This is a genomic window from Bradyrhizobium sp. B120, assembly GCF_049075665.1.
In the GTDB taxonomy this organism is placed as follows: domain Bacteria; phylum Pseudomonadota; class Alphaproteobacteria; order Rhizobiales; family Xanthobacteraceae; genus Bradyrhizobium.
Map to the genome: position 1 here is coordinate 2,337,189 of NZ_CP185242.1, position 22,890 is coordinate 2,360,078.

The window sequence follows — 22,890 nt, forward strand, 5'->3', positions numbered from 1 at the left end:
CGGTTCTGGGAGCGCCCGCCACCGTGCCAAGGGCACAGCGAGAGCGGGCGATTGACAAATCGCTTCGCTCTGGGAGTTGTCTTTGTGGCGCTTTATGTCGTCGTGAGCGCGGCAGGCGAGGTCTATGCTGCATCGTATTTTCAGCAAGCAGATGTATTCGTCGCTCTCCTGCTGTCCTTTGCTGCGGTGTGTCTGACATTCAATCTCCTGGTTGGTCGCGACGGACGTAACGTAAGAGCAACGAAGTCATCGCTCTTGATTTTTGCGTCGCTCAATCTCGTGACCGCGATAAGCTGGATCGGGTTGTTTATCGGACTGAAATACGCCGAACCAGCGATCGTTATCGCATTCATGGTAGCGTTGGGACCCGCCGCAACAGTGTGGTTGAACGCCCTGATCAGACGGCAGGGCGTCCCTCCAGGATCAGACGTTGCCGTGAGCGTTCTGATCGCAGCGATGGGAAGTTACATGGTGTGGATCTCGGCAAGCGGTAACGCGGGCGTGGAGTGGGGGGCTCGATCGTCCTTTGGTCTTTTCTTGGCAATCGTCGCCGGCCTATCGCTGGCCCTTACAAATATCCTCATCAAACTGCTGTTCGACCGCGGATTTTCCGGCCGACAGGTGCTTGCGCATCGCTTTTACGGAATAATCCTTTTGCTGCTCGGGCTGGTCGACCATTTCTCGATCGTGCCTGAGATCTCGCAGCATTGGTTTGCGATCGCAATGATCGGGCTATCGACGATCATCGTCCCTCTGCTCCTGATACAGGAGGGCATTCGCCGCATAGAGCCCGTCACGGTCAATATGATCCTGTCCATGGCTCCGATCATCACGTTCCTGTTCCAGTTCTTCGACTCTCGCATCGTGCCTTCGTCACATACGTTCGTTGGAAATGTTCTCATTACGGCACTCGCCGTTGGCAATATCTACCTGCAGTATCGGAGATCCGCATGAACGGACGGAATTGCGTAATCGTGGATGCATACTCCACCGGCCGATACTTGCCGGACGAGTTCAGGCGTTATGGAATTGGAACGGTGCACGTGATGTCTGCCGCGCAGATTCCACCCATCTTCCAATCGCATTTCAATGCAGATCTGTATGACGAAATCATTCGCCCGCGCGAGCGCATGACTGATGAAGAGGTCGCTGAACTTCATCTTCAGGCTCTCCGTGGCAGGAAGCTGGAGTTCGTTATAGCAGGGTGCGAGACCGGCGTTGAGCTCGCCGACTCCTTGTCGGAACGGCTTGGGTTAGCTTCAAATGGGACCGCTCTGTCAGCCGCTCGGCGCGACAAAGCGCGTTTGTCTGACGCGCTGGCCTCTGCAGGCGTGCGATCAATTAGCCAAATCGTGTCCGATAATGCCGGAGAGGTCGCAAACTGGAAGCATCAAGCGGGCTTCGACGAAATCGTAATCAAGCCCCTGAACAGTACAGGTACCGAGGATGTGTTCTTTTGCTCGACTGACGCCGACATTCAGAGAGCTGTAGGCATCATTGTCGGGAAGACGAATCGTGTCGGAGCGTTGAACCGTTTTGCGCTTGGACAGGAAAAAATAAGCGGCCAGCAATACACTGTGAATGCCGTCTCGATCGACGGGGAAGCCTTCGTTACGGAGGTCTGGACCTATGACACCGTTCTTATTGACGGTGCGTCATCGGTCTGCTCGCTTGAGCGCTTGTTGGGGGGCAGGGAGCCAATTGTTCACGAGCTATCCGACTACTTGGTGCGTGCGTTGCAGGCGCTTCAGATCGTCGACGGTCCGGCTCATGCCGAGATCATCGTCGATCATCGGGGGCCGGTTCTGGTGGACTTCGGAGCGAGGCTTCAAGGTACCATGTCGGCAAAAGCTCGAACAATGGCGTTGGGTCACAACCATATGACGCTAACGGCGTGGCGCTACGCAGATCCAAAAGGCTTTGCTGAGTATATGAGGAGACGCGGAGCTTACAAGCGGCAGGCTCATGCACTATGCGTCTCGCTGATTTCCGACACGGGCGGCGTTGTTGTCGGTTATCCGGGACTCGAGGCAATCCGTAAGCTTCCGAGCTTCGCCGATGACATTGCATTCGTTCCGGTAGGTCAAAAGCTGGTTCCGACAATCGACTTGGCGTCGACACCGGGGATCGTTTACCTCGTGCATGACGACTTGACCCAGCTTGAGGACGACTATCGCAAGTTGCGAGCGATGCGGATGGACCAGGTGTTCGATTTGGTGACGCAGGATTGCAACTCATGACAACTGATGCCCGGCCGACCGGCGTAAATCCAGCCCGCGCGGCGATGATTGGCGTGAGCGACTTTGATGGCGTCCTGCGAGGCAAACACGTACTAAGTGAAGACGTCTCGAATACAGACAGAGTTGTCAAGTTCTCTGAAGCGGTGCTCGCCTGGGATTGTTCGGATCGAGTGCTGCCAGCCAGTTTCACGCAAAAGCCTCTGTCGACGTTCGGAGACGCCGATCTGCGCATTCTGTCAGGCACCGGACGTGCTGTGTCTTATGTCGGGGATCTTCGCCTCTACCTCGCCGAGTTTACGGGAACGCACGAAAGCCTCTGCCCGCGTGGTGTTCTGCGTAAGGTCCTGCGAAGGGCGGCTGAACACGGTTTCAGCTGCACTGCGGGCTTCGAGTTTGAATTTATGCTGTTCAAGGAGAGCGCCGACACAATCGAAGAGAAGCCCTTTGCGACATGGGTTCCCTTAACCCGCGGTCCATTCGGTTACTCGATTGCGCGCTCGGTTGCACACCAGGAGCTGCTCGGTGAGATCCTGGTACTTTGTGAGAAGGCCAGGATACCTCTTAGCGGCCTGCACTTTGAAACGGGACCTGGCGTCATTGAAGCGTCACTTCTTCATTGTGATGCGCTGGAGGCAGCAGATCGCGCAATCATATTCAAGTCGATGATAAAGGCGTGGGCGCAGACGCGAGGCATGATGGCCACATTCATGGCCAAGGTTTCCGAGAAATGGCCCGGCCAGTCGGGACATATTCACATTTCGGTATCCTCGGACGGTCGGAATGTGTTTTACGACAGCGACACTGTTCGCAACATCTCAACAATGATGCGTCAATTCGTTGGCGGACAACTGAAGTATATGAATGACTTCTGTGTGCTCGCTGCGCCGAATTTCAATAGCTATAAGAGATTGGTTCCTGGCTGTTGGGCTCCAACCTCTCCAAGCTGGGGAGTTGACAACCGCTCCTGTGCCGTGCGGGTTATTCCGGGCGAGCCATCTGCGCATCGCCTCGAGTACAGGCTGGCCGGTGCAGATGTGAACCCATATCTTGGCCTGTCATGTGCCGTTGGCTCGGGCATTCTGGGAGTTGAAGAGAATGCCAGCTTATCGCGTCCGATCGTCGGCGATGCATGCGAGGAAAGCGGCCTTCCCTTCGGTGGGCTGCCTCAAGGGTTGTCAGAGGCGACGTACCGGTTTGCACAATCTCCAAAGGCCAGCGATGTGTTTGGAGAGAGGTTTGTCGAAGCCTTCTCTTGCTCCCGCCGCTGGGAATGGGAAGCTGTTCGGCATCGCGTCACCGACTTTGAACGTCAACGCTACTTTGAGATTATCTAGCGTGAGGTATCGACCGACCGCTGGGCCAAGTCGGACGATGGTTCATGCCACCGATCATCCTGTCGTAATCAATCGAACGAACAGATGGTTGGTGGTACCGCCGGTATCGATGCGAGACTCATGATCGGTACAGCCCGTATGTGGATCACTGGTTCGGTACCGGGGCGGGCCAGGCGTGCCGAAGTCTGCCGCAATCTGCCGTGTGGTGTCGACACGAGGCATCTGTCGTTTTGGGCGTGTGGAGGATCCATTGGCGTGAGTAGGGCTGTCGTCCGTCCCCATAGCGAGCCCGACGCAGCTTTTACTGTAATCCCGTTAGGCCAATCAGTTGGACGGCTTAGGCTGACGTGAATGTCGTCTCGCCGGCCTGATTGCCCGAACATGGCAATGTACGGCAGACTGTGAGGTTCGTTTGCAGCTTGTACGGGCTCGGTGGCATCGGCATGTAGTGCCGTCCTCGCGTAAGGTCCTGAGATGCCTCTTGGAGTGCGTGTTGCCAGCCTGGAACGTGGATTGCCAGATACTGGCCGGTGCAAACCTGTAGGGCAGATGCTGGCTCAGACGTCGATCCTCGGACGCATTGGCGTATGCTACTCTGGCTAGCTACCGAGGATGCTGACGCAACCTGCGGCGGGAGCTCTGAAGCGGAATGGCCGGTCGGCCAGTTTGCGGAGACCGACATGCTGCACTCACGCGCAGCCGTCTGGCATCGTCAGACAGGCCGGGACAAGTCGGTGACGCACTTCCATCAGTGATCTGTCGGGATCCGATCAGCTCTGCCAGCGCCATTTGCTCGGCTTTTGATGTTCCGCATCGCGATCGCGACGATATCTCGTTTGGGTGCTGCTGTTGCGGTGGTTATCGTCCGGGGTATCGCCGAAGTGCGGATACCTGTCGGAAGTGTGTACCACCGAGAACAGCTCTGCTCGCCGGTCTTTCTCGATTCGTTCGATTTCGAGAGCGCTAGCTAGCCAGCGTCGATCAGCGGCTGTTTGGCGACCTTGAGACGCGTGACACTGCGGCGGCCGTCGACGCTGACGGGCACATCACCATCGATGGTGGCACGACGCACGACGCGATGCTCGTCGCCGTAGTCGTTGACCGCATAATGCTGTGTCGCACGGTTGTCCCATATCGCTATATCGCCCTCCATCCAGTTCCACCGCACGGTGTTTTCGGGCGCGGTGATGTGAGACTGGAACAGGTCGAACAGCTTGTGGCCGTCGTATTTGTGAACGCCGACAAAGCGCTGCACCAAGGCGCCGAGCACGAGCGTGCGTTCGTCTGTCTCGGGGTGGATGCGCACGACGGGATGCTCAGTTTCAAAAATTGTTCTGGTGAAAACCGCGTCAAAGTGCTTCTTGTCCACCTCGCGGACGCGGGCCATTCCGGCGTAATCGAAAACGTTGCTGTGCACGGCCCAAAGCTCGTCGGCGAGCCGTTGCAGGGGTGGCGCCAGATCCAGATAGGCGGTCGCTGTATTCGACCACAACGTATCGCCACCGAACGGTGGGATTACAACAGCTCGCAGAACCAGAATCTTTGGGTAGGCGTCGGCGAAGGTGCCATCCGCATGCCATATGTCGGCGCGACCGCCGCCGCGACTGGAGTCAAGCTCGAGGAGCGACGCCGTTCCTTTGCTCGCACCGAGCATCGGATGGGGCACCAGCTTTCCGAAACGAGCTGCAAAGCGCTCCTGCTCGGCGTCATCAAGGTGGCCCTGGTTACGGAAGAAGATCACCTTGTGCTCGAGTAACAAGCTAGTGATCGCAGCGATGGTCCGGGTCGGCAAATCGCCCGTGAGCCTGAGATCTCTGATTTCTGCACCGATGCGCGCTGCGCGCTTCACAACGTTGCTGCGCGGAATAACGTCATCGATCAAAGCCGTTGCACTCATCGTGGCTTGTTTTCCAGGTCTCGTGGTTGCTTGTTCGTCCCAGCGGGTGAATGGTCCTCAGCAAGCATCGTAAGCAAGCATCGCGCCAGGCGAAGGGGCTCGCGCCTTGCAACGGCCGTCTACGACATGAGCAGTCAAGGACCGGGAGGTTCGGCGCGAGCCGGTCAAGGGACTGAGCTCAGGATTCCATCGCGTGCTCAAAGCAGTCGGCGCCGACGTCTTCATTCAACATCATCGAGGCAGCAATGACGGGCAGGCGGAAAATCTTCAGTGCTGCTCTTCGCGATCACCCGAGTCCTTCGAAAGAAGGTCGTGGTTTTGCAAAATTGGCACTAGCTCATGGTGGTCATGAACGATGTAATCCGGCTGCGCTGCCCGCAAGCGCGCTTCGGAAACAAATCCGCCCGTCATCGACACGCTGATAAGTCCGAGATTGCGCGCGATCTCCGTCTCGACTTCCATGTCGCCGACGATAACGGTTCTTGCGGGGGATAGATCATTGACCTGCATATATTGGCACAACCGTTCCTCCTTGCTCATGCTTCTAAACTGACTTGTGCGGCTCTCGAATGCCAAAATTCTGGTGACGTAAGCCTCGATACCGAGTCTTCGTGCTTGTACGCGAATTGGTTCAACAATGTGATTGCTAAGAATGACGACTGGAATGGATTGTCGACCTGCGGCAAGCAAGAGATGTTTTGCGCCCTTGCGCAAAGCAGTCCTACTCGCCAGGGGTTCGTATGTGTCGTGAAAGAAGGCGTTGTCGTTGCCAAGCACGGCGTCGACTTCGTCTTCTGATACGCCCAGTTTGTGGAATATTGCGGAGATCGGAAGCTCGAACTCTTCGCGAAACCTATGCATATCGATAGCGGCGCGACCGAACCGGCTCAGAACTGCATTGATCGCTTCCAACACCGCGCGAGCGTCATCGAGCAGCGTACCATTCCAGTCGAAGACAATCGCGGATTTCACGGGTGAACCTAAAGGCAAGCGATGGCCGCGATGAAATGTGTCCGACACCATGCGATTTCTGATCTGCTTGTCGGGGGCGATCATCCTGGGTATGTCCGCTATCATAGGTGCAACGCGCCTCAGTGAGCTGAACGGGCAGGCCGTTCTTCGCCCAGACGGGGAGGTTGGAGAGGTGAGCATTGCTGCTTTTGTGCCTCTATTATTCGATTGATGTTTATCGAGGCAATGAGCATGCCAACCGCCGCTTGCATACAATAAGGCCGGCCCAGCGTTGTGAAGCATGTTAGGGTGCCCTTGAGCGATGTACTGGACCTGACACGACATTGTGCCGCTGTCAGAATGTGGACAGGGGTCGGTACAGCCGTGAGGTTGACGGGGACACCAATGAATTGCGCGAATTTATTGATGATGGGCATCGCTTGCATCCAGTCGGCGCCTGCAGAATGGGTACCGATCGGCTGGCCGTCGTCGTTCCGAACTGCGGGTTCACGGCATCGACGGTCAGCGGGTCGTTGACGCTTCGGTCATGCCGGATTTGCCGGGCGGCAACACCAATGTACCGACCATCATGATCGGCGAAGAAGCTTCGGAGATGATCCGGGGCCGCAAACTCCGCCGGCGACGGACGTGTAAGTCGATTGCGGTGAGACGCGTCCCCTCAGCACGCGGACGAAGCGAAGATGGCCAGCCGAATGATCCGGATCACTTCCGGGCCTATTGCGAATAGAAGCATCATCCATTGGTGGCCCAACTGCCCGGCGAATCGCCGATCGATGCATTTGTAAAGGTCGCCAACGTTGCGGACGTGGGTCAGATAGATTCTGAACATCGGCGATGTCAGCCAGCCCCGCATTTCGAGTCGCGAGCATGCGGCCAATCTTGGCGGGAGCATAATCGCACTTTCTTGTCGAATTCGCCCCGAAGGCGGACTTGAGCTGTATGCCGTATGGTGCCGTCCTCGTCTTCAGTGCCGATACCCACACAAAAATCGTCCGACTGCGCCTCGCGACCGTGACCATGTCGCTGAAGTGTCCCTGATGAGAGGCAATTACGTTGGACCCACGCTTTGAGAATTGCACGACGCGTAAGGGCGGAGATAACAAGAGCAAAAAGTCAAGTGTCGCGGACTGCAAGGAATTGAATGCCTGGCTTTACTGCCGCTTCGGTAGATTGATGCTCTGGCGACCGATCCGCCGCGTTGGAGTCTGGATCAGGAAGGGCCGTCAGTGGCACAAGCCCCACCTCCAGATACGGTCTATCTGATATTTGGATGCCGTTAGTCCGCTGTGGCCGAACCTGATCCGAGTGCCACAAATCGCATCAGTTGATCGGACGTGCGGTCCTGGTTGTAGGCAATACAAATATGGCTTTTTGCTTCCGCCGAGCGCAGCGTGCGCTGCACGACATCGCGTACGACGATTTGACCGTAACATTGTGGCAGCACGGCAACCCCAAAACCCGCGGCCACGAGGCCCAGAATGGCGCCACCGTCTTCTGCTTCCTGGACCACGTTGGGCGTGAATCCTGCGCTGCTACAAAGGTGTACGACGTGACCATTCAGGCCGCGCTGGCTCACATTCGCAAAGAAGATGAACGGCAGCGGCTCCAGTGCCCGTACGGCAATGGCCCCGCGCTTACACAGCAAGGGATGATCGTTCGGCGCAAACAGCTCCAGCGGGTCCGGCCAGATCCGACGAATGATTGACCTGCCCCTGAGAATTTCCTCCAGAAGGAGTTAGAGTCCGGCCTGACGAAGGACGGACAGATGAAGCGAGCAAGGTTCACGGAAGAGCAGATCATTGCGGTGTTGAAGGAGCACGAGGCTGGAGCGAAGACGGCTGATCTTGCGCGGAAGCACGGGATCTCTGAAGCGACGTTTTACAATTGGAAGTCCAAATACGGCGGGATGGACGTCTCCGAGGCCAGGCGGCTGAAGGCGCTGGAAGATGAGAACGCCAAACTGAAGAAGCTCTTGGCCGAGCAGATGCTCGATGCGGCAGCGCTCCGGGAGCTGTTGTCAAAAAAATGGTAGGGCCCGTCGCCAAGCGCGCAGGGGTCGCGCACCTGAAAGCCGTCATGGGCCTTTCGGAACGGCGGGCCTGCTTGATCGTCGGTGCGGATCGGAAGGCGGTCCGCTACCGTTCCCGCCGTCGTCCGGACACGGAGCTTCGTGGGCGGCTTCGCGAGCTTGCCAATGAGCGCCGCCGGTTCGGCTACCGTCGGCTGTTCATCCTGCTACGGCGGGAGGGCGAGCCGTCAGGGATCAACCGCATCCACCGGCTTTATCGGGAGGAAGGGCTGGCCGTGCGCAAGCGACGCGCCCGCCGCAAGGCGGTTGGCGTCCGGGTGCCGATCCTTCTGGAAGCGAGGCCGAACGCGCGCTGGTCGCTCGACTTCGTTTATGACCAGTTTGCCAACGGACGACGCTTCCGCGTCCTTAACATCGTCGACGACGTGACCAAGGAGTGTCTGGGCGCAATCCCAGACACCTCGATCTCGGGGCGACGGGTGGCGCGGGAGCTGACGACGATCGTCGCGCGGCGCGGTAAACCGGGCTCGATTGTCTCCGACAACGGCACCGAGTTCACCTGCAATGCGATGCTGGTCTGGTGCAAGGAGACTGGCATCGACTGGCACTTCATTGCGCCAGGCAAACCGATCCAGAATGCCTTTGTGGAGAGCTTCAACGGCCGCATGCGCGATGAATTCTTGAACGAGACGCTGTTCTTCGACCTCGACGATGCCCGATCGAAGGTCGCCGCATGGATCGCCGACTACAATGGGGAGCGACCGCACTCCTCGCTGAAATACCAGACCCCCGCGGCCTACGCCGCCACATTCACCGCAACGGGCGATCGGCTGCGCAACCCCGACCAGCTCCGCCGATCGCCCGTTGCTCCACCCGCGCCACTCGGCGTACAAAACCCCGAGACTCTAACCGCCGCTGGATGAAAGTTCGGTGGCAGGTCATGATCATGTTCTTGGGGGGCGGAAATATCGGGGACGGTCGCAGGAATCCGAGATCGAGCCGACGGTCGGTCAGCATCTCGGCCTGTTGGCTGGTGGAGGCGTGAAGCAGCTCGAGACGTATCTCCGGATAGGCTTGCGAAAAGCGGCGCAGGATCTTGGAGAACGACGCATGGAGCGGGGTTGACCCGGTGTAGCCGATGCGCAGCAGGCCCGCTTCTCCGCGCGCAGCCCACTGCGCCGTTCCCATCGCGTGATCGAGCTGCGTAAGCGCCTTGCGTGCCTGTTCAAGCAGGATCTGTCCGGCCCGGGTCAACTCGACCCCCCGGCGTTGACGCAGAAAGAGCGGCGCGCCCACCTCATGCTCGAGGGCCTTGATCTGGAGGCTGAGGGGAGGCTGGCTGAGGTTCAGACGGCGTGCAGCCTTGCTGAAATTCAGCTCCTCGGCGACTGCTATGAAATAGCGAAGCTGTCGGATATCCATCCTGATATTTAGAAATCATATGGCTAATGCCGTCAAATCAGTATTGGACGAAATAGCGCCACCGCCGCCATCCTGTGCTCAGCGCAGAAATCGAGGGACAGTCGCGGCCACGGTCGCAGCTCCGCCGAGGAGGATGGATGGCAGACCTGCCAAACGAAGTGGAAATCCAGGAGGAGGGGCCGCGCGAAGGCTTTCAGATCGAACCAGGACCGATTGCCTCCGCGGACAAGATTCGCCTCATCGAGGCTTTGGGGCAAACCGGGCTTCGCCACATCCAGGTTTGTTCCTTCGTCAATCCTCGCCTCGTGCCCGGATGGGCAGATGCGGATGACGTTGTCGCTGGCTTTCGGCCGGCGGCCGGTGTCCACTATGTCGGGCTCTGGTTCAACGAAAAGGGACTCGATCGTGCCCTCGCGCATTCGGACAAGCTGACGCTTTCCGGCTCCATTGCGCTGTCGGCGTCCGATGCGTTCACCCGCAAGAACCTGCATCGCAGCCACGCGGAAAACCTGGAAGCGATGCGCAAGCAGACGCGCCTCCATCTGTCGAAAAACGTTTTGGTTCGGCGGATCGGGGCCATGGCGGCGTTCGGCTGCAATTTCCAGGGCGATATCACGCCGGCGCAGGTCATCTCCACCCTTCGCGACGGCTTCGACATTGCGGACGAATACGGTGTGGCAATCGACAACATTTCCCTGTCGGACACGATGGGCTGGGCGACGCCGCTGCGCGTCGAAAGGCTGCTCGGGGAGGTGCGAAGCAAGTGGCCGCATCAGCGGATCACGTTGCATCTGCACGACACCCGCGGGCTCGCGATCGCCAACGCGATGGCGGGCCTGCGCATGGGAGTGACGAAATTCGACTCGACTGTCGGCGGACTGGGCGGTTGTCCTTTCGCCGCACACAAGGGCGCTGCCGGCAACATCTGCACGGAAGAGCTCGTGCTGCTGTGCGAGGAGATGGGGATCAGTACGGGCGTCGACCTCGATGCGCTGATCGAAGTCGGGCGGATGGCCGAAGAGGTCGTCGGCCACCAGCTGCCGAGCGAGCTTCTCCACGCCGGAAGCCTCAATTCATTTCGGAGGAAGGCGTCAGGTGTCCACTAAACCATTGACGGGACTAAAGGTCCTCGAGTTCAGCCACACGATCATGGGGCCCTGCGCCGGCTTGATACTGGCCGATCTCGGGGCCGACGTAATCAAGGTCGAGCCCGCGCCCGACGGCGACCACACGCGCCGCTTGCCTGGCTTCGGCGCAGGTTTTTTCGCCGGCTTCAATCGCAACAAGCGCAGTATCGCGATTAACCTGAAGCATCCCGAGGGACGCGCGACTGTCCATCGGCTGGTGAAGGACGTCGATATCGTCCTCGAGAACTACGCGCCCGGCACGATGGAGCGGCTGGGGTGCGGCTATGCTGATCTTGAAGCGATAAATCCACGTTTGATCTATCTGGCCCTCAAAGGCTTTCTCGCAGGTCCCTACGAGCACAGGCCCGCGCTCGATGAAGTCGTGCAGTTTCAGGCGGGGCTTGCCTATATGACAGGCCCCGCGGGGCGGCCATTGCGTGCGGGCGCTTCTGTCAACGATATCACAGCCGCAATCTTCGGCGTCACGGCCGCGCTCGCAGCGCTTCGCGAGCGCGACGCGACCGGACGAGGCCAGCGGATCAGCAGCGCATTGTTCGAGAGCGCGGCGTTCTTCATGGTCACACACATGGCGGGCGCGGTCGCGAGTGGATACCCGCCAAGGCCCATGCCGGAGCGCCGGCATGCCTGGGCGATCTACGACGTCTTCAATACGAGCGACGATCAGGTATTCATTGGCGTCACCAGCGACAAGCAATGGATCCGGTTCACTGAGGAATTTGGGCTCGCCGCCCTCGCCGGCAATCCGGATCTCGCCACCAATGTCATGCGGGCGAGCCATCGAAGCTGGCTCCTCCCTGCCGTGCAGGAAGCGCTTGTCCCGCTTTCGAAGGCGGTGATTGCCGAACGTTGCGAACGCGCGGCCGTCTCATGGGCGGCTGTTGGCAAGCCGACGGACCTGTTCAACGATCCGCATCTCGCCAGTCACGGTGGCTTGATTGACGTTGCGATCCGCACCGCCGAAGGCGCAATCGAGATGACGCGGCTTCCCGCCATGCCCGTCGAATTCGGCGCGGTACGCGAGCGGCCGGGGCTGACCCGCCAACCGCCGCGTCTGGGCGAGCACACAGACGAGATTTTGGTCGGCGCCGGCTTCGACCGGCACGAGGTCGAGAGGCTGGCACGCGAACGGGTCATCGCCGCCACGCCGTAGGTCGCGCGTGCCGAACAAGAAGAACAAATCAAAGCAGAGGGGAAATCAAGCCATGCATGGGCCGGCGACACGAACGACCGTCGCACTCGCGGATGGCAGCGGAGCGGAAGCGGTGGACACCGATAACGCATCGGCTGCGGCCATAATCAATGCGCGCCTTGACCGTGTTCCGATGAGCTGGCCGATCTGGAAGCTCGTCTTGATGGTCGCCCTTGGCGCCTGGTTCGAGATCTACGACGTCTTCTTCACCGCCTACATTGGACCGGGGCTCGTCAGAAGCGGAACTTTCACGACCTCGACCGTGAATTTCTTCGGCTTCTCCGGACTGGGGGCTTTCGTGGCTGCCATGTTTGCCGGCCTGTTCGTCGGAACGCTCGTGCTCGGCCAATTGGCCGATCGCTTCGGGCGGCGGGTCGTCTTCACTGGCGCGCTGCTCTGGTATACGGCCGCAGCCGCCTTGTTGGCCTGTCAACACAGCGCGGGGTGGATCATTTTCTTTCGGTTTCTAACCGGCATTGGTGCAGGCGCGGAGATCGTGACGATCGACTGCTACACCACCGAGCTCGTGCCGGCGAATTCGCGCGGAAAGTCGTTTGCCTTCCTCCAGGCGATACAGTTCTCCGCGGTCCCGACCGTCGCGCTGGTCGCTTGGTATTTCGTGCCGACGGCTCCCCTTGGCTTTGACGGATGGCGCTGGGTGATCTGGATCGGGTGCCTGGGCGCGACGGCCGTCTGGTTCATCCGGCTCGGCTTGCCGGAAAGTCCGCGATGGCTGGCGCAGAGGGGCCGCCTCGGCGAGGCGGATGCGATTGTTTCCCGGCTTGAGTACGAGATCGTGGTGCGGACCGGCGCGCCTTTACCCGAGCCGCGGCCTCACCCTCCCGTGGCCCAAGAGCAGAACGCGAGTTTTGCCGAGCTGTGGCAATCCCGATATCGGGGGCGAACCATCATGATGCTGGTGTTCAATTTCTTTCAGTCGATCGGTTACTACGGGTTTGCAAGTTGGGTTCCGACGCTCCTCATTGCCAAGGGCATTAACGTCACGCACAGTCTGCTCTATTCCTTCGTCATCGCGATTGCCAACCCCATCGGTCCGTTGCTGTCGATGTCCTTCGCCGAGCGAATCGAACGCAAGTGGATCGTAGTGGGATCTGCCTCAGCGATCGCGGCTATTGGAATCGTCTTCTCCCGGCAAGAGGAAGCCGCCCTCATCGTGGCCCTGGGCGTTGCTATGGCCTTGGCCAGCAACTGCCTCACATTTTCCTATCGCGCCTATCAGGCGGAGCTCTTCCCCACGCGCATGCGCAGCCGCGCCATTGGTGCCGTCTATTCGGTTAGCCGCGTCAGTGCGACGTTTTCGGGTTTCCTGATCGCGTTCTGCCTCCGCGATTACGGTGTGACCGGCGTATTCACCCTGATCGCGGGGGCCATGGCGATCGTCGTTGTGACGATCGGCGTGTTCGGACCGCGCACCAACGGACTGAAGCTCGAGGCGGTTTCCGGGTAGCTGGAGCAACATGATCGGACTAATGCGAAGATGACGAATGCACCGAACAGGCTGCGGATGCTTCTGGGCGACTAACCCGGAACCGCCGCCGTGAAGAGCGGAGCGCTTGCCTCGGATCGAATGACGCTCGATTCGTCCGCTACGCTTCGGTCATCGATGGGTTCAAACCGACGGTCAGGGAGCAGCGCTCGACGTCTCCGAGCTCGCGATCGGCAGCTATCTCATCCCTCCGGAATTTCGACGAGCCGCTGGTGCTCCTGCCGGCAACAATGACCGGTAGGTTTCCCCTGCGCGCGTTGTATAATGCCGAGTGCTGCCGGCTCGGGCCGGGGATCCGGCTGGCAAGCGTATGGCGGTGCGGTCGCTGACGACGACGACCGGCATTTGGTTGCGCGGCATGCTGGCCGACGATTACGGTGTCGACCTTGATCGCGTCGAGTGGGTCACGTTCGAGGAACCCCACGTCGCCGAATATCACGAGGGTGGCACGCGAGCTGCCGCAGGACGAACGATCCTTCAGATGTTGCTGGACGGCGAGGTGGACGCGGTCCTCAGCGAAACATCCGACGATCCACGGTTGAGGTCTCTGTTCGCAGACCCGAAATCCGCGAGCGAGGCAAGGTTTCAGAAGCACGAGATCGTTCCGATCAACCATGTCGTCGTCACCAAGGCGCTGCACGACGAGGATCCTGGCTCCATAAGGGAGATCTATCGCTTGCTGAAGCGATCGAATGAACTCTGCTTGCCCGAGTACCAGACCCTTTCGGGTTGGCTGCCATGCGTCCTGCCTTGCAGATCGTGACCGACTATGCCGAGCGACAGAAGCTGATCTCACGCCATCTGCGCGTGGAGGAGCTCATTAGCGATTTGACGGCGAGCCTGGCCTGAGGATTCGCAACGCCCCATGGCTTCCCCGTCGCTGCACATTTTTCGCTGCGCCATCAAGAGCGCCGCTCTCCAAGAAAAGCCCTGCCCCGAGCGGCGGGCAGCCCGGGAGGAGAAGCGTCCTGTCCAGAGAACCGCGCCGGGCAGTCGCGACGCGAGGATCATCATTGTCCAGCGAATTACGATTCACCAGCAGAAGTTGACGATAGCATCCATCCGGAAACCAGAACACACGAGGGCGTTGGCCCGGGCTATTTGACTTCGACAAGCGTTCCGTTCACATCGTCAATGGCGCTTAGAGCCGGCGCGCCGGCTCCGCCGACCTTCCAGTACACAGCGAAGTTCGAAATTGATCGAAAAATTATCAGGTGAGCGTACCCATTTCCCACGTGCTTAAGTCGCGTGGAGACCGACCGATTCACCGTCAAATTGGGATGGAAAAGTCGGCCGTACAACTCGTTCGTCGCGAATCTGATCTACACCGACGGTCACGAAATAGCATCTTCACCGCTAGAGCTCGTTGGGTTCCTCCCGCGATCCCGGCGCGAGCTACTTGAAGGGCCGTCGAATGAAGCGATCTGGCCACACAGAGTGATCTAGCCAGCGCGCGCCCGCCACGGAGGAATCCACGGCGGGTTTCGTTTCAGGCAGCCTTCGCCTCGATCGGTTTAATCTTGTCCAGGTCGTTGCCAAGCTCCTGTTCGGCCATCCGCACGTCATAGGCATTCTGCAGGTTCAGCCAGAGTTGAGCAGAGGTCTTCAGAGCCTTGGACAGGCGAAGAGCAGTGTCTGCGCTAATCGAGGTTTCCTCGTTCGCAATGCGCTCAATCCTGGTACGAGGCACGCCGCAAACCTTGGCGAGCGCTCCGGCCGAAATGTCGAGCGGGACGAGAAATTCCTCGCGTAGCACCTCGCCGGGGTGCATGGGAGGCAATTTCTTTGCCATGTGACCCTCCGTGGTCTGGCTAGTGGTTGTCAACGAACTCAACTTCCTTTGGACCTTCATCGGACCATGTGAAGCAAATGCGGAACTGATCGTTCACGCGGATGGAATGTTGGCCCTTACGGTCGCCTTTCAGGGCTTCGAGCCGGTTGCCGGAAGGGGCCAAGAGGTCGTCTAGGTTCACGGCTGCATTCAGATATTGGAGCTTACGAGGCGCTACCTTGAGCAGATCAGCCGGAAAGCCGTTCTTGGCTTTGCCGTTGAACCCCGCTTCGGTCAGTTCGTCTTTGAAGCTCTTGATCATGAACCAGTGTGTATCGCGTCGCGATACAGATTGCGAACGGTCTGTATCATTCCGAGGTACATTTTGCCACCCTGTTTCCTCCAGAGACTTGCCCGGAGACCGAACCGGCGCCGGGCTCGTTCTCAATGACAGGGGAGGCAACCCAATTCGTAAGGCGCCGAAGATGAGACGGGTCCTAGCGACGGCTGGAGGGATTGCAACCGTTCACGCGCATACTAGAGACGTTCAATTCACGCGGCGGTAAACGGCCTTACCATGGGAACTCCAGTCAATTGCGAACAATATCGAGCGCTCGGAGGGCAGCATAAATGAGGATTGCCCAAGTCCCAGCGCAAAACAACACGACAGCACGCCACGTGTTGGCCCTGAATCGATTTCGCCATTTGATGAGCTCGGATGCGCAACCACTGAAGCAACGACCGCGGACGACACCGATCATCTGGTCGTAGCTGTCAAACCGGAATTGGGAACGATGTTTTCGGATGTAGTTGATCCTTTCTTGAGGCGAGAAACACCAAGTCCATATGTCAAGAGCTGCGGCTGCCTGCTGCTCGAGATTCGGCGTCCCGTGCAGTCTACTGTGATGATAACCTGATCCCGAGGCCCTGCTATATGCTCTGTTAGCGATGCGCACGTCGTCGAAGTCTGAAAATCTAAATTGCATTATCGGATCGAGCCTGCTTTGGGTCGTGTTTCGCGGGCGACGCTACAATATGCCCTTACGTCAGCTTCAAGCCAAATCTGACCTACCAGACCTATGAGGCTCCTCGACGTCTTGATAAGCCATGAGCGCTACATGGGGGGATGGTGAGCGATCACCGCTGTCACGATCGCCGATCGATGTTCGTCGTGAGCTCGCGTCTCTCTAACAAGTTTGCGATCAACTGACCCGAAATCCCCGATCGTGGCGATTGTGCCAACCGCCTGCGGCATACTCGCTCAGTGCGGAGACGCCTCAATTGTCTGAAGAATTTGTTCGTAGAACCTGCTTGCAACGGACAATGGCCCGATGGGCTCGCGACGGCCGCTCCGTCCAGGGATAGCGGCTTGACTTCGTAGAGAGACTGCTCGGCAAGTAGCTTGCACTCGTCTTTTAACCGTTTTCTTCGCAAGTCGGGGCCATCAGCTCTCTTTTGACACGTCTATTCCAAAGCGCACCAACCGTCGAATGCGCTACTTGCGAGAAATAGAAGTTAGCGGCGACGTGACGCAGGTGCCTGCCGCCGTCCGCGCGAGCAGGCGCCGTCCCTCATTCATGTCACGCGCCGCTAACCTCGGTGACCAGCCACGGCCACGTAGCGATGCCTAAGGGAGGGTGCCCCAGGCATGTCGAGGGTCTGCATTCTTCGTGCCAGTGAACAGTCGATAGTTCGCACCATGTTTATGTGTACACTTTGTCTGCTTTCCGACTTGCGCACGTCATGTTTGCACCCAGGCCTACCCTCAGCGATACCTCATATCGATCGTTGTCGTCCCCGTAATCATCAACAGCGCAAGAGAACGTTTTGCTGCCAGTTTCGAACAGGGATGGACAGGCCAGGCTTTCCGTCATCGCCGCTGTCCCTAGACGCGGACAATGCCGGATAAAGAGCAACGCGATAACGTTGATGGATATCAGGCCGGCCGCGTCTCGTGAGCCTCTCTGTAATGTCGGATAGCCCCAGTTCCAGGGCAGCAGCTCGCCCGCCGATGAGCTGGGTGGGCGGCGATGCGGGCGAGGACATGCGTGTCTCCATGCTCCTCGAGACCACAACATCTGCCGAGTCGACCCAAATCGAATCCCGGTTATCCGGGGCGCCACCAGCCTCTCATCACTCGCGAATTGTTTGACCGCGTCCAGACCATCCTGGAAAAGCGCAACGAGAGCAAGCTACGGCAGGGATCGCGAAACTTCGTCCGGAGTATCACCTTCGGTGGAGTTGGCGTAACAGGACGTCCGTCACGACAGCGGTCGCGCGCGCGGCGCCATTTCCGAGTCGAGGATCAGTCGTCCATCGAGTCGGCCGTCCAGACGCTTCACGTACTCGGAAGCCTCTTCCATATGCGCCTTCATGAGCGCACGCACGCGCTTGCTGTCTCGCGCGCGGGCGGCCTTCGCGATCTCCGCGTGAAACTTGACGTTGGCGCACCCGAATTTCGCGTGTTCTTCCGGCGGAGTCTGCGTGCTGAAGACAACCAAACGGCGGAGCATCTCGTTGATCAACTCGCACGCGAAGCGAAGAAAGGGATTGGGGTTTGCGGCAGCCAGGATGTCGTGAAAATCCAGATCTGCCTGACGTTGCCGAACGAGACGAGATGGTTCGTGAGAGGTCGGCTGGCAGTTCTCGATGTTGTGTTCCAGCGCATCAAGTTGTTCGTCGGAGAGAAACGGAACTGAGCCGGCGGCCAATTCCGGCTCCAACAATCGCCGCGCTGCATAGATGTCCTCCATGCTGACCTCTTTGAAGAACAGGTAGTTCTGCAGCAGTTGAAACGTGCGCTCGAGCGGCACCTCGATAATCGTCGCCCCGCCGGTAGGACCGGTGCTGACCGTGATCAGTCCCTGCACCTCCAATGACTTCAGCGCCTCGCGGATCGTGCTCTTGCTGACCGAAAACAGCCGCTGAAGCTCCTTTTCCATCGGGAGTTTGGCGCCCGGGCGAAGGTTCTTCTGTGTGATCAACTGCTTGATCTCTTCGGTAACGAGATCGGCCCGCTTTTGAATCTTCAGCCGCCCGGGCTGCTTCGGCATTTTTTCCAGTTCTACCGCCATCAGAATTCTCCAGATCGATCAATGGGTTCCCCTGCAGTTCCCGGCGGGTCAAGCGCGGGCCCAGCGAAAAAGAACCGAGTCGTCGATTGACACTTCTCCCATAGCAGGCATATTCATGCAAATCCGGTTTATCATGATAAATCGAATAGACCGGTCGATGAGCGGAAACGAGCATGGTGATCGGGCAAAACATTCCTGAAATCTGGGCGGCGATTCACACCCCTTTCGACAACTCCGGAGCCATCGACGAGGCCGGGGTTCGCCGAAATGTCCGCCACTACATCGCAGCTGGCCTCGCGGGAGTGTTCTGCAATGGGCTGATCGGCGAGGTCTGGTCGCTCACGTTGCAGGAGAGGAAGCGCGTTATCGAAGTGATCGCCGATGAGGCCGGAGGCCGTCTCGGGATCTCAGTGGTGATTTCGGGTCCTTCAGTTGATGAGACCATCGAGCTTGGCGAGCACGCGCGTCGGCTTGGCGTCAGTCACGCCGTGCTGATGGTCCCGACCTCCGGCCCGCGATCCCCTGCACAGCAGTTCGCGTATCTGCACCACATCTGCACGCGTCTGGAGATGCCGATCGTCATCTTCAATGCCCGAACCGCTGCAGGCAGCCCATTGGATCCTGCCGTTTTCACGCAGCTTTGTTCGCTGCCCAACCTCAAGCTGCTGAAGACCACCGGCAATGCAGCCGAGAACGCTGCGCTTCGCCAAGCCGCGCACAATGGCGTGCTCGTCTCCGATCCTCTGGAAGAGAACTTCTTCGGCAACATGCAGCGCGAAGGTCAGTCGATCCTGTATGCAGACCCTGAGCCCTACCTGTATCAACGCGGCGACTTTCGGCCGATCGCGGACTACGTGGCGCTGCTGGCGTCCGGACAAACGGAAGAGGCGGCACGCATTTGCGCGTCACTCGCACCGCAACGGGTCGTCTTCAACAAGTGGATCATGGACCCGCTGAAGAGCGGTCATATGCCGAACGCTGCGGTCAAGCACTGGTGCGATCTGATTGGCATTGCCGGCGGCGCCGTCCGCTCGCCCGTCACGCCCCTGTCCGCCGCCGAGCGGAGAGAATTGGAAGCAGACCTCGTCGCATGTGAGGCGCCAGGCCTGCTCTCTGCCGCCGAACGAACCTCGTCGTAACCTGCTGATCATCCAGGGAGAGAAAAATGACCTTGAAACCGTTCGACCGTCGCTCGTTCCTTCAGATGCTGGCCGCTGCCGGCTCCGCACCCTTCGTTCTCGAAATTCCGGCTGCGCACGCGGAAGCGCCCCTTACGGTCGGGATCCTCTATTCAGGTTCGAAACAGGATTATGGCTTCAACCAGTCTCATGCGCAGGCCGCAGCCGCGCTGAAGAAGCTACCCGGCATCAAGGTGGTCGAAGAGGAGCGCGTTCCCGAAACAATCGCGGCCCAGCGCAGCATGGAAGGGATGATCCGCCAGGATGGCGTTCAGCTGATCCTGGCGACGTCCTTCGGCTACTTCAAGCCTCACGTTCTGGAGATGGCGGCCAAATATCCGGATGTCACCTTCGCTCACACCGGCGGCGTCTGGACAGCGGGCATGCCCGAAAACATCGGCACGTTCTACGCCTACATTTTCGAGGCGCAGTACATTTCGGGAATCGTCGCGGGCCACATGACGAAGAGCAAGAAGCTCGGCCTCGTTGCCGCGAAGCCGACGCCCAATCTTCTGCGAAGCATCAACGCATTCGCGATCGGCGCCCGTTCGGTCGATCCGGCCATTCAGGTGCAGGTCATCTTCACGGGCGATTGGGTGCTTCCGGTGCGCGAAGCAGAGGCGACGAATACGCTCGTCGACCAGGGAGCCGACGTTATCGCGGCCCAAGTGGACAGCCCGAAGGTGGTGATCGAGACGGCCGAGAAGCGCGGCGTCATGTCGTGCGGCTACCATTCGAGCCAGGCGGACGTCGCTCCCAACGGCTATCTCACGGGAGCCGAATGGAACTGGATCACGCCATATCTTGTGTATGCCGGCAGCGTCCGCGGTGGCAAAAAGCCCGAGCACTATCTGCGTGCCGGCATCTCCGACCATTTCGTCAAGAATAGTCCTTTCGGAAAGCTCGTCACGCCCGAGGCCGGCGCGGCCGCCGAGAAGGCAAGAGCAGACCTTATCGGCGGCAAGCTGGTGATCTACAGCGGCCCGCTCAAGGACAACAAGGGTAACGTCGTCATCCCTGCCGGCGTCATGCAGAGCAGCAACGACCGCGCGCTCGACGGTATCAACTACCTCGTTGAAGGCATCATCGGCCAAGTCTAAGGGGGGCGACCTTGTCTTCGATCTCGGGAGTCGAGTCCGTGCCTTCGGGCCAGCCGCGAACCGCAGCCCAGCTCAGCGTGGCCTTGCCCGTCCTGGCGGTGCTGCTTGCATCGGCGGTCTTTGCGGCCTTCGTCGCTTTATACGGGCAAAACCCTTTCACGGTGTTCGGCCTGATCGTTCAAGGCGGCTTCGGCAGCAGCTTCGCTTGGCAGGATACTTTATCGCGGGCCGCACCGTTGATTCTGGTCGGATTGGCCGTTGCCATACCTGCGCAGGCAGGGCTGGTGATCATCGGCGGCGAGGGGGCCTTGGTGCTGGGAGGACTTGCAGGGGCCGTCGTGACGTTGCCGTTTGCGGGAGCGCACGCACTTCCGATGCAAGTCACCATGTTGGTCACCGGCGCTCTGGCCGGGGGACTCTGGTTCGGTCTGGCCAGTGTGCTCCGGCAATACCGGGGTGTGAATGAAACGATCTCGAGCCTGCTCCTGTCCTACATAGGGATCGCTATCTTTCACCATCTGACGGAGGGCCTGCTCCGGGATCCGGCGAGCCTCGACAAGCCGTCGACCCATCCGATCGATCCGTCCTACATGTTGCCCATGCTGCCAGGCGTTGGCGTTCATGCCGGGCTTGCGGTCAGCCTGGCGCTGGCCATCATCGCCCACGTCGTGCTGCGCTATACACGATGGGGCTTTGCGCTGCGCGTGGTCGGCGGTAGCGCCAGGGTCGCGAGGATGGTGGGCCTGGCCGTGAATCGCTGGGTCATCGGTGCGACGTTTGTGGCGGGCGGAATGGCAGGAGTTGCCGGCGCGATCGAAGTGGCCGCCGTGCAGGGGACGGCCAACTCCTCACTCATCGTTGGCTATGGCTACAGCGGAATCCTTGTCGCGTTCCTGGCGCGCCACCAGCCGCTTGCGATTGTCGCAGTCGCGCTCTTGATCGGCGGCATGCAGGCAAGCGCCAGCCTGCTGCAACGGCGCCTCGAGCTTCCCGACGCGACGATGCTGGTGTTTCAGGGCTTGATCTTCGTCTGCGTCCTCGTCGCGGATGCAATTGCGCAACAACTGCGAGAAAACACGCGGAGGTAAGGCATGGATGGGACATCAATCGGCTGGCTCACACTGCCACTCGCAATTCTGGGAGGAGCGATCCGTGTTTCCACGCCCTTCATCTTCGTCAGCATCGGCGAGCTCATCACCGAAAAATCGGGGCGCATCAATCTGGGTCTCGAAGGCACGCTCATGCTGGGCGCCATGGCGGGATACGGGGTCTCCTATCTTTCTGGTTCGCCCTGGCTCGGCGTGCTCGCAGCGGGACTGGCCGGAACCGCTTTCGGCCTGCTGCACGGTCTCCTCTGCAGCGTGAAGCGCGTCAACGATACGGCGATTGGCATCAGCCTCATCGTGCTCGGCACTGGCCTGGCGTTCTTCTTCGGCAAACCCTTGATCGAACCCAAGGCGCCGGCGCTTCCTTCGATATCTCTCGGATTCTGGTCGAGCATGCCGCAAGTGCGAGCAGCGTTGGACGTGAACGCGCTGTTCTTTGTCGGAATTCTACTGGCCTTTGCCGTCTATGTCTTCCTGAACCGGACGGGCTGGGGACTGATGCTGCGCACCGTCGGAGACAGCGAGGATGCGGCACGCGCGCTTGGCTTTCCGGTATTGCGGGTGCGCATCCTGGCGACGATGGCCGGCGGCTTTCTCGCAGGCATCGGTGGCAGCTTCCTGTCGCTCTCATATCCTGGGAGCTGGAGTGAGGGTCTGTCCAGCGGGCAGGGTATCATGGCTGTGGCGCTCGTCATCTTTGCGCGTTGGCGTTCCATCAACGCCCTCGGCGCATCACTTCTGTTCGGCGGTGCAGGCGCCCTCGGGCCGGCGCTGCAGGGTGTTGGCGTCACCGGCTATTATTACCTGTTCAACGCGGCTCCCTACATCCTGACGCTGGCGATCATGGCGGCCTCGACATCGCGCGCGGCTCCGTTCGCCGATGCGCCCGGCGAACTCAAGCTGCACCGATGAGAAAGCTGTGA

19 protein-coding genes and 1 pseudogene are annotated in these 22,890 nt (G+C 59.5%); 13 read left to right on the forward strand and 7 right to left on the reverse strand.

The features are described 5' to 3' along the window. The first annotated feature begins 51 nt into the window (after nt 1–51). From ACOIX3_RS10850 to ACOIX3_RS10860, 3 genes are read left to right on the forward strand one after another with little or no spacing between them, the layout of a single operon-like run. Entirely contained in the window at nt 52–954 is a 903-nt protein-coding gene (locus ACOIX3_RS10850; protein ID WP_420969766.1) for an EamA family transporter, read from the forward strand. Continuing rightward, entirely contained in the window at nt 951–2,240 is a 1,290-nt protein-coding gene (locus tag ACOIX3_RS10855; protein ID WP_420969767.1) for an ATP-grasp domain-containing protein, read from the forward strand. The genes ACOIX3_RS10850 and ACOIX3_RS10855 overlap by 4 nt, the downstream gene beginning before the upstream one ends. After that, nucleotides 2,237–3,574: a glutamine synthetase family protein gene (locus ACOIX3_RS10860; protein ID WP_420969769.1), complete on the forward strand. Its 1,338-nt coding sequence runs from the start codon at nt 2,237–2,239 to the stop codon at nt 3,572–3,574. Before ACOIX3_RS10855 ends, ACOIX3_RS10860 begins: the two co-directional genes overlap by 4 nt. A 967-nt stretch (nt 3,575–4,541) precedes the next feature. Here the strand turns inward: ACOIX3_RS10860 and ACOIX3_RS10865 are convergent. Continuing rightward, a complete protein-coding gene (locus ACOIX3_RS10865) occupies nt 4,542–5,471 on the reverse strand; it encodes a TauD/TfdA dioxygenase family protein (protein ID WP_420969770.1) in 930 nt (309 codons plus the stop codon). Between the two features lie 267 nt (nt 5,472–5,738). After that, on the reverse strand, nt 5,739–6,527 hold the full coding sequence (locus tag ACOIX3_RS10870) for an HAD family hydrolase (protein ID WP_420969771.1): 789 nt from the start codon (nt 6,525–6,527) through the stop codon (nt 5,739–5,741). A 338-nt stretch (nt 6,528–6,865) separates the two neighbouring features. Here ACOIX3_RS10870 and ACOIX3_RS10875 point away from each other — a divergent pair. After that, nucleotides 6,866–7,044 (forward strand): annotated as a pseudogene (locus tag ACOIX3_RS10875) (GMC oxidoreductase); the annotation flags it as partial. Nucleotides 7,045–7,719: 675 nt separating this feature from the next. Here the strand turns inward: ACOIX3_RS10875 and ACOIX3_RS10880 are convergent. Further along, nucleotides 7,720–8,088 carry a LysR family substrate-binding domain-containing protein gene (locus ACOIX3_RS10880; protein WP_420969772.1) on the reverse strand — a complete coding sequence of 123 codons (369 nt, stop codon included), beginning with the start codon at nt 8,086–8,088 and terminating at the stop codon, nt 7,720–7,722. 120 nt (nt 8,089–8,208) lie between these two features. On the opposite strand from ACOIX3_RS10880, the gene ACOIX3_RS10885 reads away from it, so the two are divergent. After that, nucleotides 8,209–9,395, forward strand: a protein-coding gene (locus ACOIX3_RS10885) for an IS3 family transposase (RefSeq protein WP_420969330.1) whose coding sequence is annotated in 2 segments (ribosomal slippage) — nt 8,209–8,461 and nt 8,461–9,395 — 1,188 coding nt in all. Because the reading frame shifts where the segments join, the coding sequence is not laid out codon by codon here. Here ACOIX3_RS10885 and ACOIX3_RS10890 read toward each other — a convergent pair. After that, nucleotides 9,283–9,894 carry a LysR family transcriptional regulator gene (locus ACOIX3_RS10890; protein ID WP_420969773.1) on the reverse strand — a complete coding sequence of 204 codons (612 nt, stop codon included), beginning with the start codon at nt 9,892–9,894 and terminating at the stop codon, nt 9,283–9,285. The two genes, ACOIX3_RS10885 and ACOIX3_RS10890, sit on opposite strands and share 113 nt — an antisense overlap. A gap of 137 nt (nt 9,895–10,031) precedes the next feature. Here ACOIX3_RS10890 and ACOIX3_RS10895 point away from each other — a divergent pair, with 137 nt between their 5' ends. The 4 genes from ACOIX3_RS10895 to ACOIX3_RS10910 all read left to right on the forward strand — a co-directional run bounded on the left by ACOIX3_RS10895 (nt 10,032) and on the right by ACOIX3_RS10910 (nt 14,501). Then, the gene (locus tag ACOIX3_RS10895) at nt 10,032–11,000 is read left to right on the forward strand and encodes a hydroxymethylglutaryl-CoA lyase (RefSeq protein ID WP_420969775.1); all 969 of its coding nucleotides are present in this window, start codon (nt 10,032–10,034) and stop codon (nt 10,998–11,000) included. Further along, nucleotides 10,990–12,192, forward strand: a complete 1,203-nt coding sequence (locus ACOIX3_RS10900; protein WP_420969777.1) for a CaiB/BaiF CoA transferase family protein — start codon at nt 10,990–10,992, stop codon at nt 12,190–12,192. Before ACOIX3_RS10895 ends, ACOIX3_RS10900 begins: the two co-directional genes overlap by 11 nt. A 7-nt stretch (nt 12,193–12,199) precedes the next feature. Continuing rightward, complete coding sequence (locus tag ACOIX3_RS10905; RefSeq protein WP_420969779.1) at nt 12,200–13,699, forward strand: MFS transporter; 1,500 nt, start codon at nt 12,200–12,202, stop codon at nt 13,697–13,699. 349 nt (nt 13,700–14,048) lie between these two features. After that, a complete protein-coding gene (locus tag ACOIX3_RS10910; protein ID WP_420969780.1) occupies nt 14,049–14,501 on the forward strand; it encodes a hypothetical protein in 453 nt (150 codons plus the stop codon). A 726-nt stretch (nt 14,502–15,227) separates the two neighbouring features. On the opposite strand, the gene ACOIX3_RS10915 is transcribed toward ACOIX3_RS10910, so the two are convergent. From ACOIX3_RS10915 to ACOIX3_RS10925, 3 genes are all read right to left on the reverse strand, one after another. Next, nucleotides 15,228–15,530, reverse strand: a complete 303-nt coding sequence (locus tag ACOIX3_RS10915) for a HigA family addiction module antitoxin (protein WP_420969781.1) — start codon at nt 15,528–15,530, stop codon at nt 15,228–15,230. A 19-nt stretch (nt 15,531–15,549) separates the two neighbouring features. Beyond that, entirely contained in the window at nt 15,550–15,831 is a 282-nt protein-coding gene (locus tag ACOIX3_RS10920; protein WP_420969782.1) for a type II toxin-antitoxin system RelE/ParE family toxin, read from the reverse strand. 1,939 nt (nt 15,832–17,770) lie between these two features. Then, nucleotides 17,771–18,583, reverse strand: a complete 813-nt coding sequence (locus ACOIX3_RS10925; protein ID WP_420969783.1) for a FadR/GntR family transcriptional regulator — start codon at nt 18,581–18,583, stop codon at nt 17,771–17,773. 173 nt (nt 18,584–18,756) lie between these two features. Here ACOIX3_RS10925 and ACOIX3_RS10930 point away from each other — a divergent pair, with 173 nt between their 5' ends. From ACOIX3_RS10930 to ACOIX3_RS10945, 4 genes are read left to right on the forward strand one after another with little or no spacing between them, the layout of a single operon-like run. Beyond that, nucleotides 18,757–19,722 carry a dihydrodipicolinate synthase family protein gene (locus tag ACOIX3_RS10930; RefSeq protein WP_420969784.1) on the forward strand — a complete coding sequence of 322 codons (966 nt, stop codon included), beginning with the start codon at nt 18,757–18,759 and terminating at the stop codon, nt 19,720–19,722. Between the two features lie 26 nt (nt 19,723–19,748). Then, a complete protein-coding gene (locus ACOIX3_RS10935) occupies nt 19,749–20,861 on the forward strand; it encodes a BMP family ABC transporter substrate-binding protein (protein WP_420969785.1) in 1,113 nt (370 codons plus the stop codon). Between the two features lie 38 nt (nt 20,862–20,899). Continuing rightward, nucleotides 20,900–21,949, forward strand: a complete 1,050-nt coding sequence (locus ACOIX3_RS10940) for an ABC transporter permease (protein ID WP_420969786.1) — start codon at nt 20,900–20,902, stop codon at nt 21,947–21,949. Nucleotides 21,950–21,952: 3 nt separating this feature from the next. Continuing rightward, nucleotides 21,953–22,879, forward strand: a complete 927-nt coding sequence (locus tag ACOIX3_RS10945; protein ID WP_420969787.1) for an ABC transporter permease — start codon at nt 21,953–21,955, stop codon at nt 22,877–22,879. The last annotated feature ends 11 nt before the right edge of the window (nt 22,880–22,890 follow it).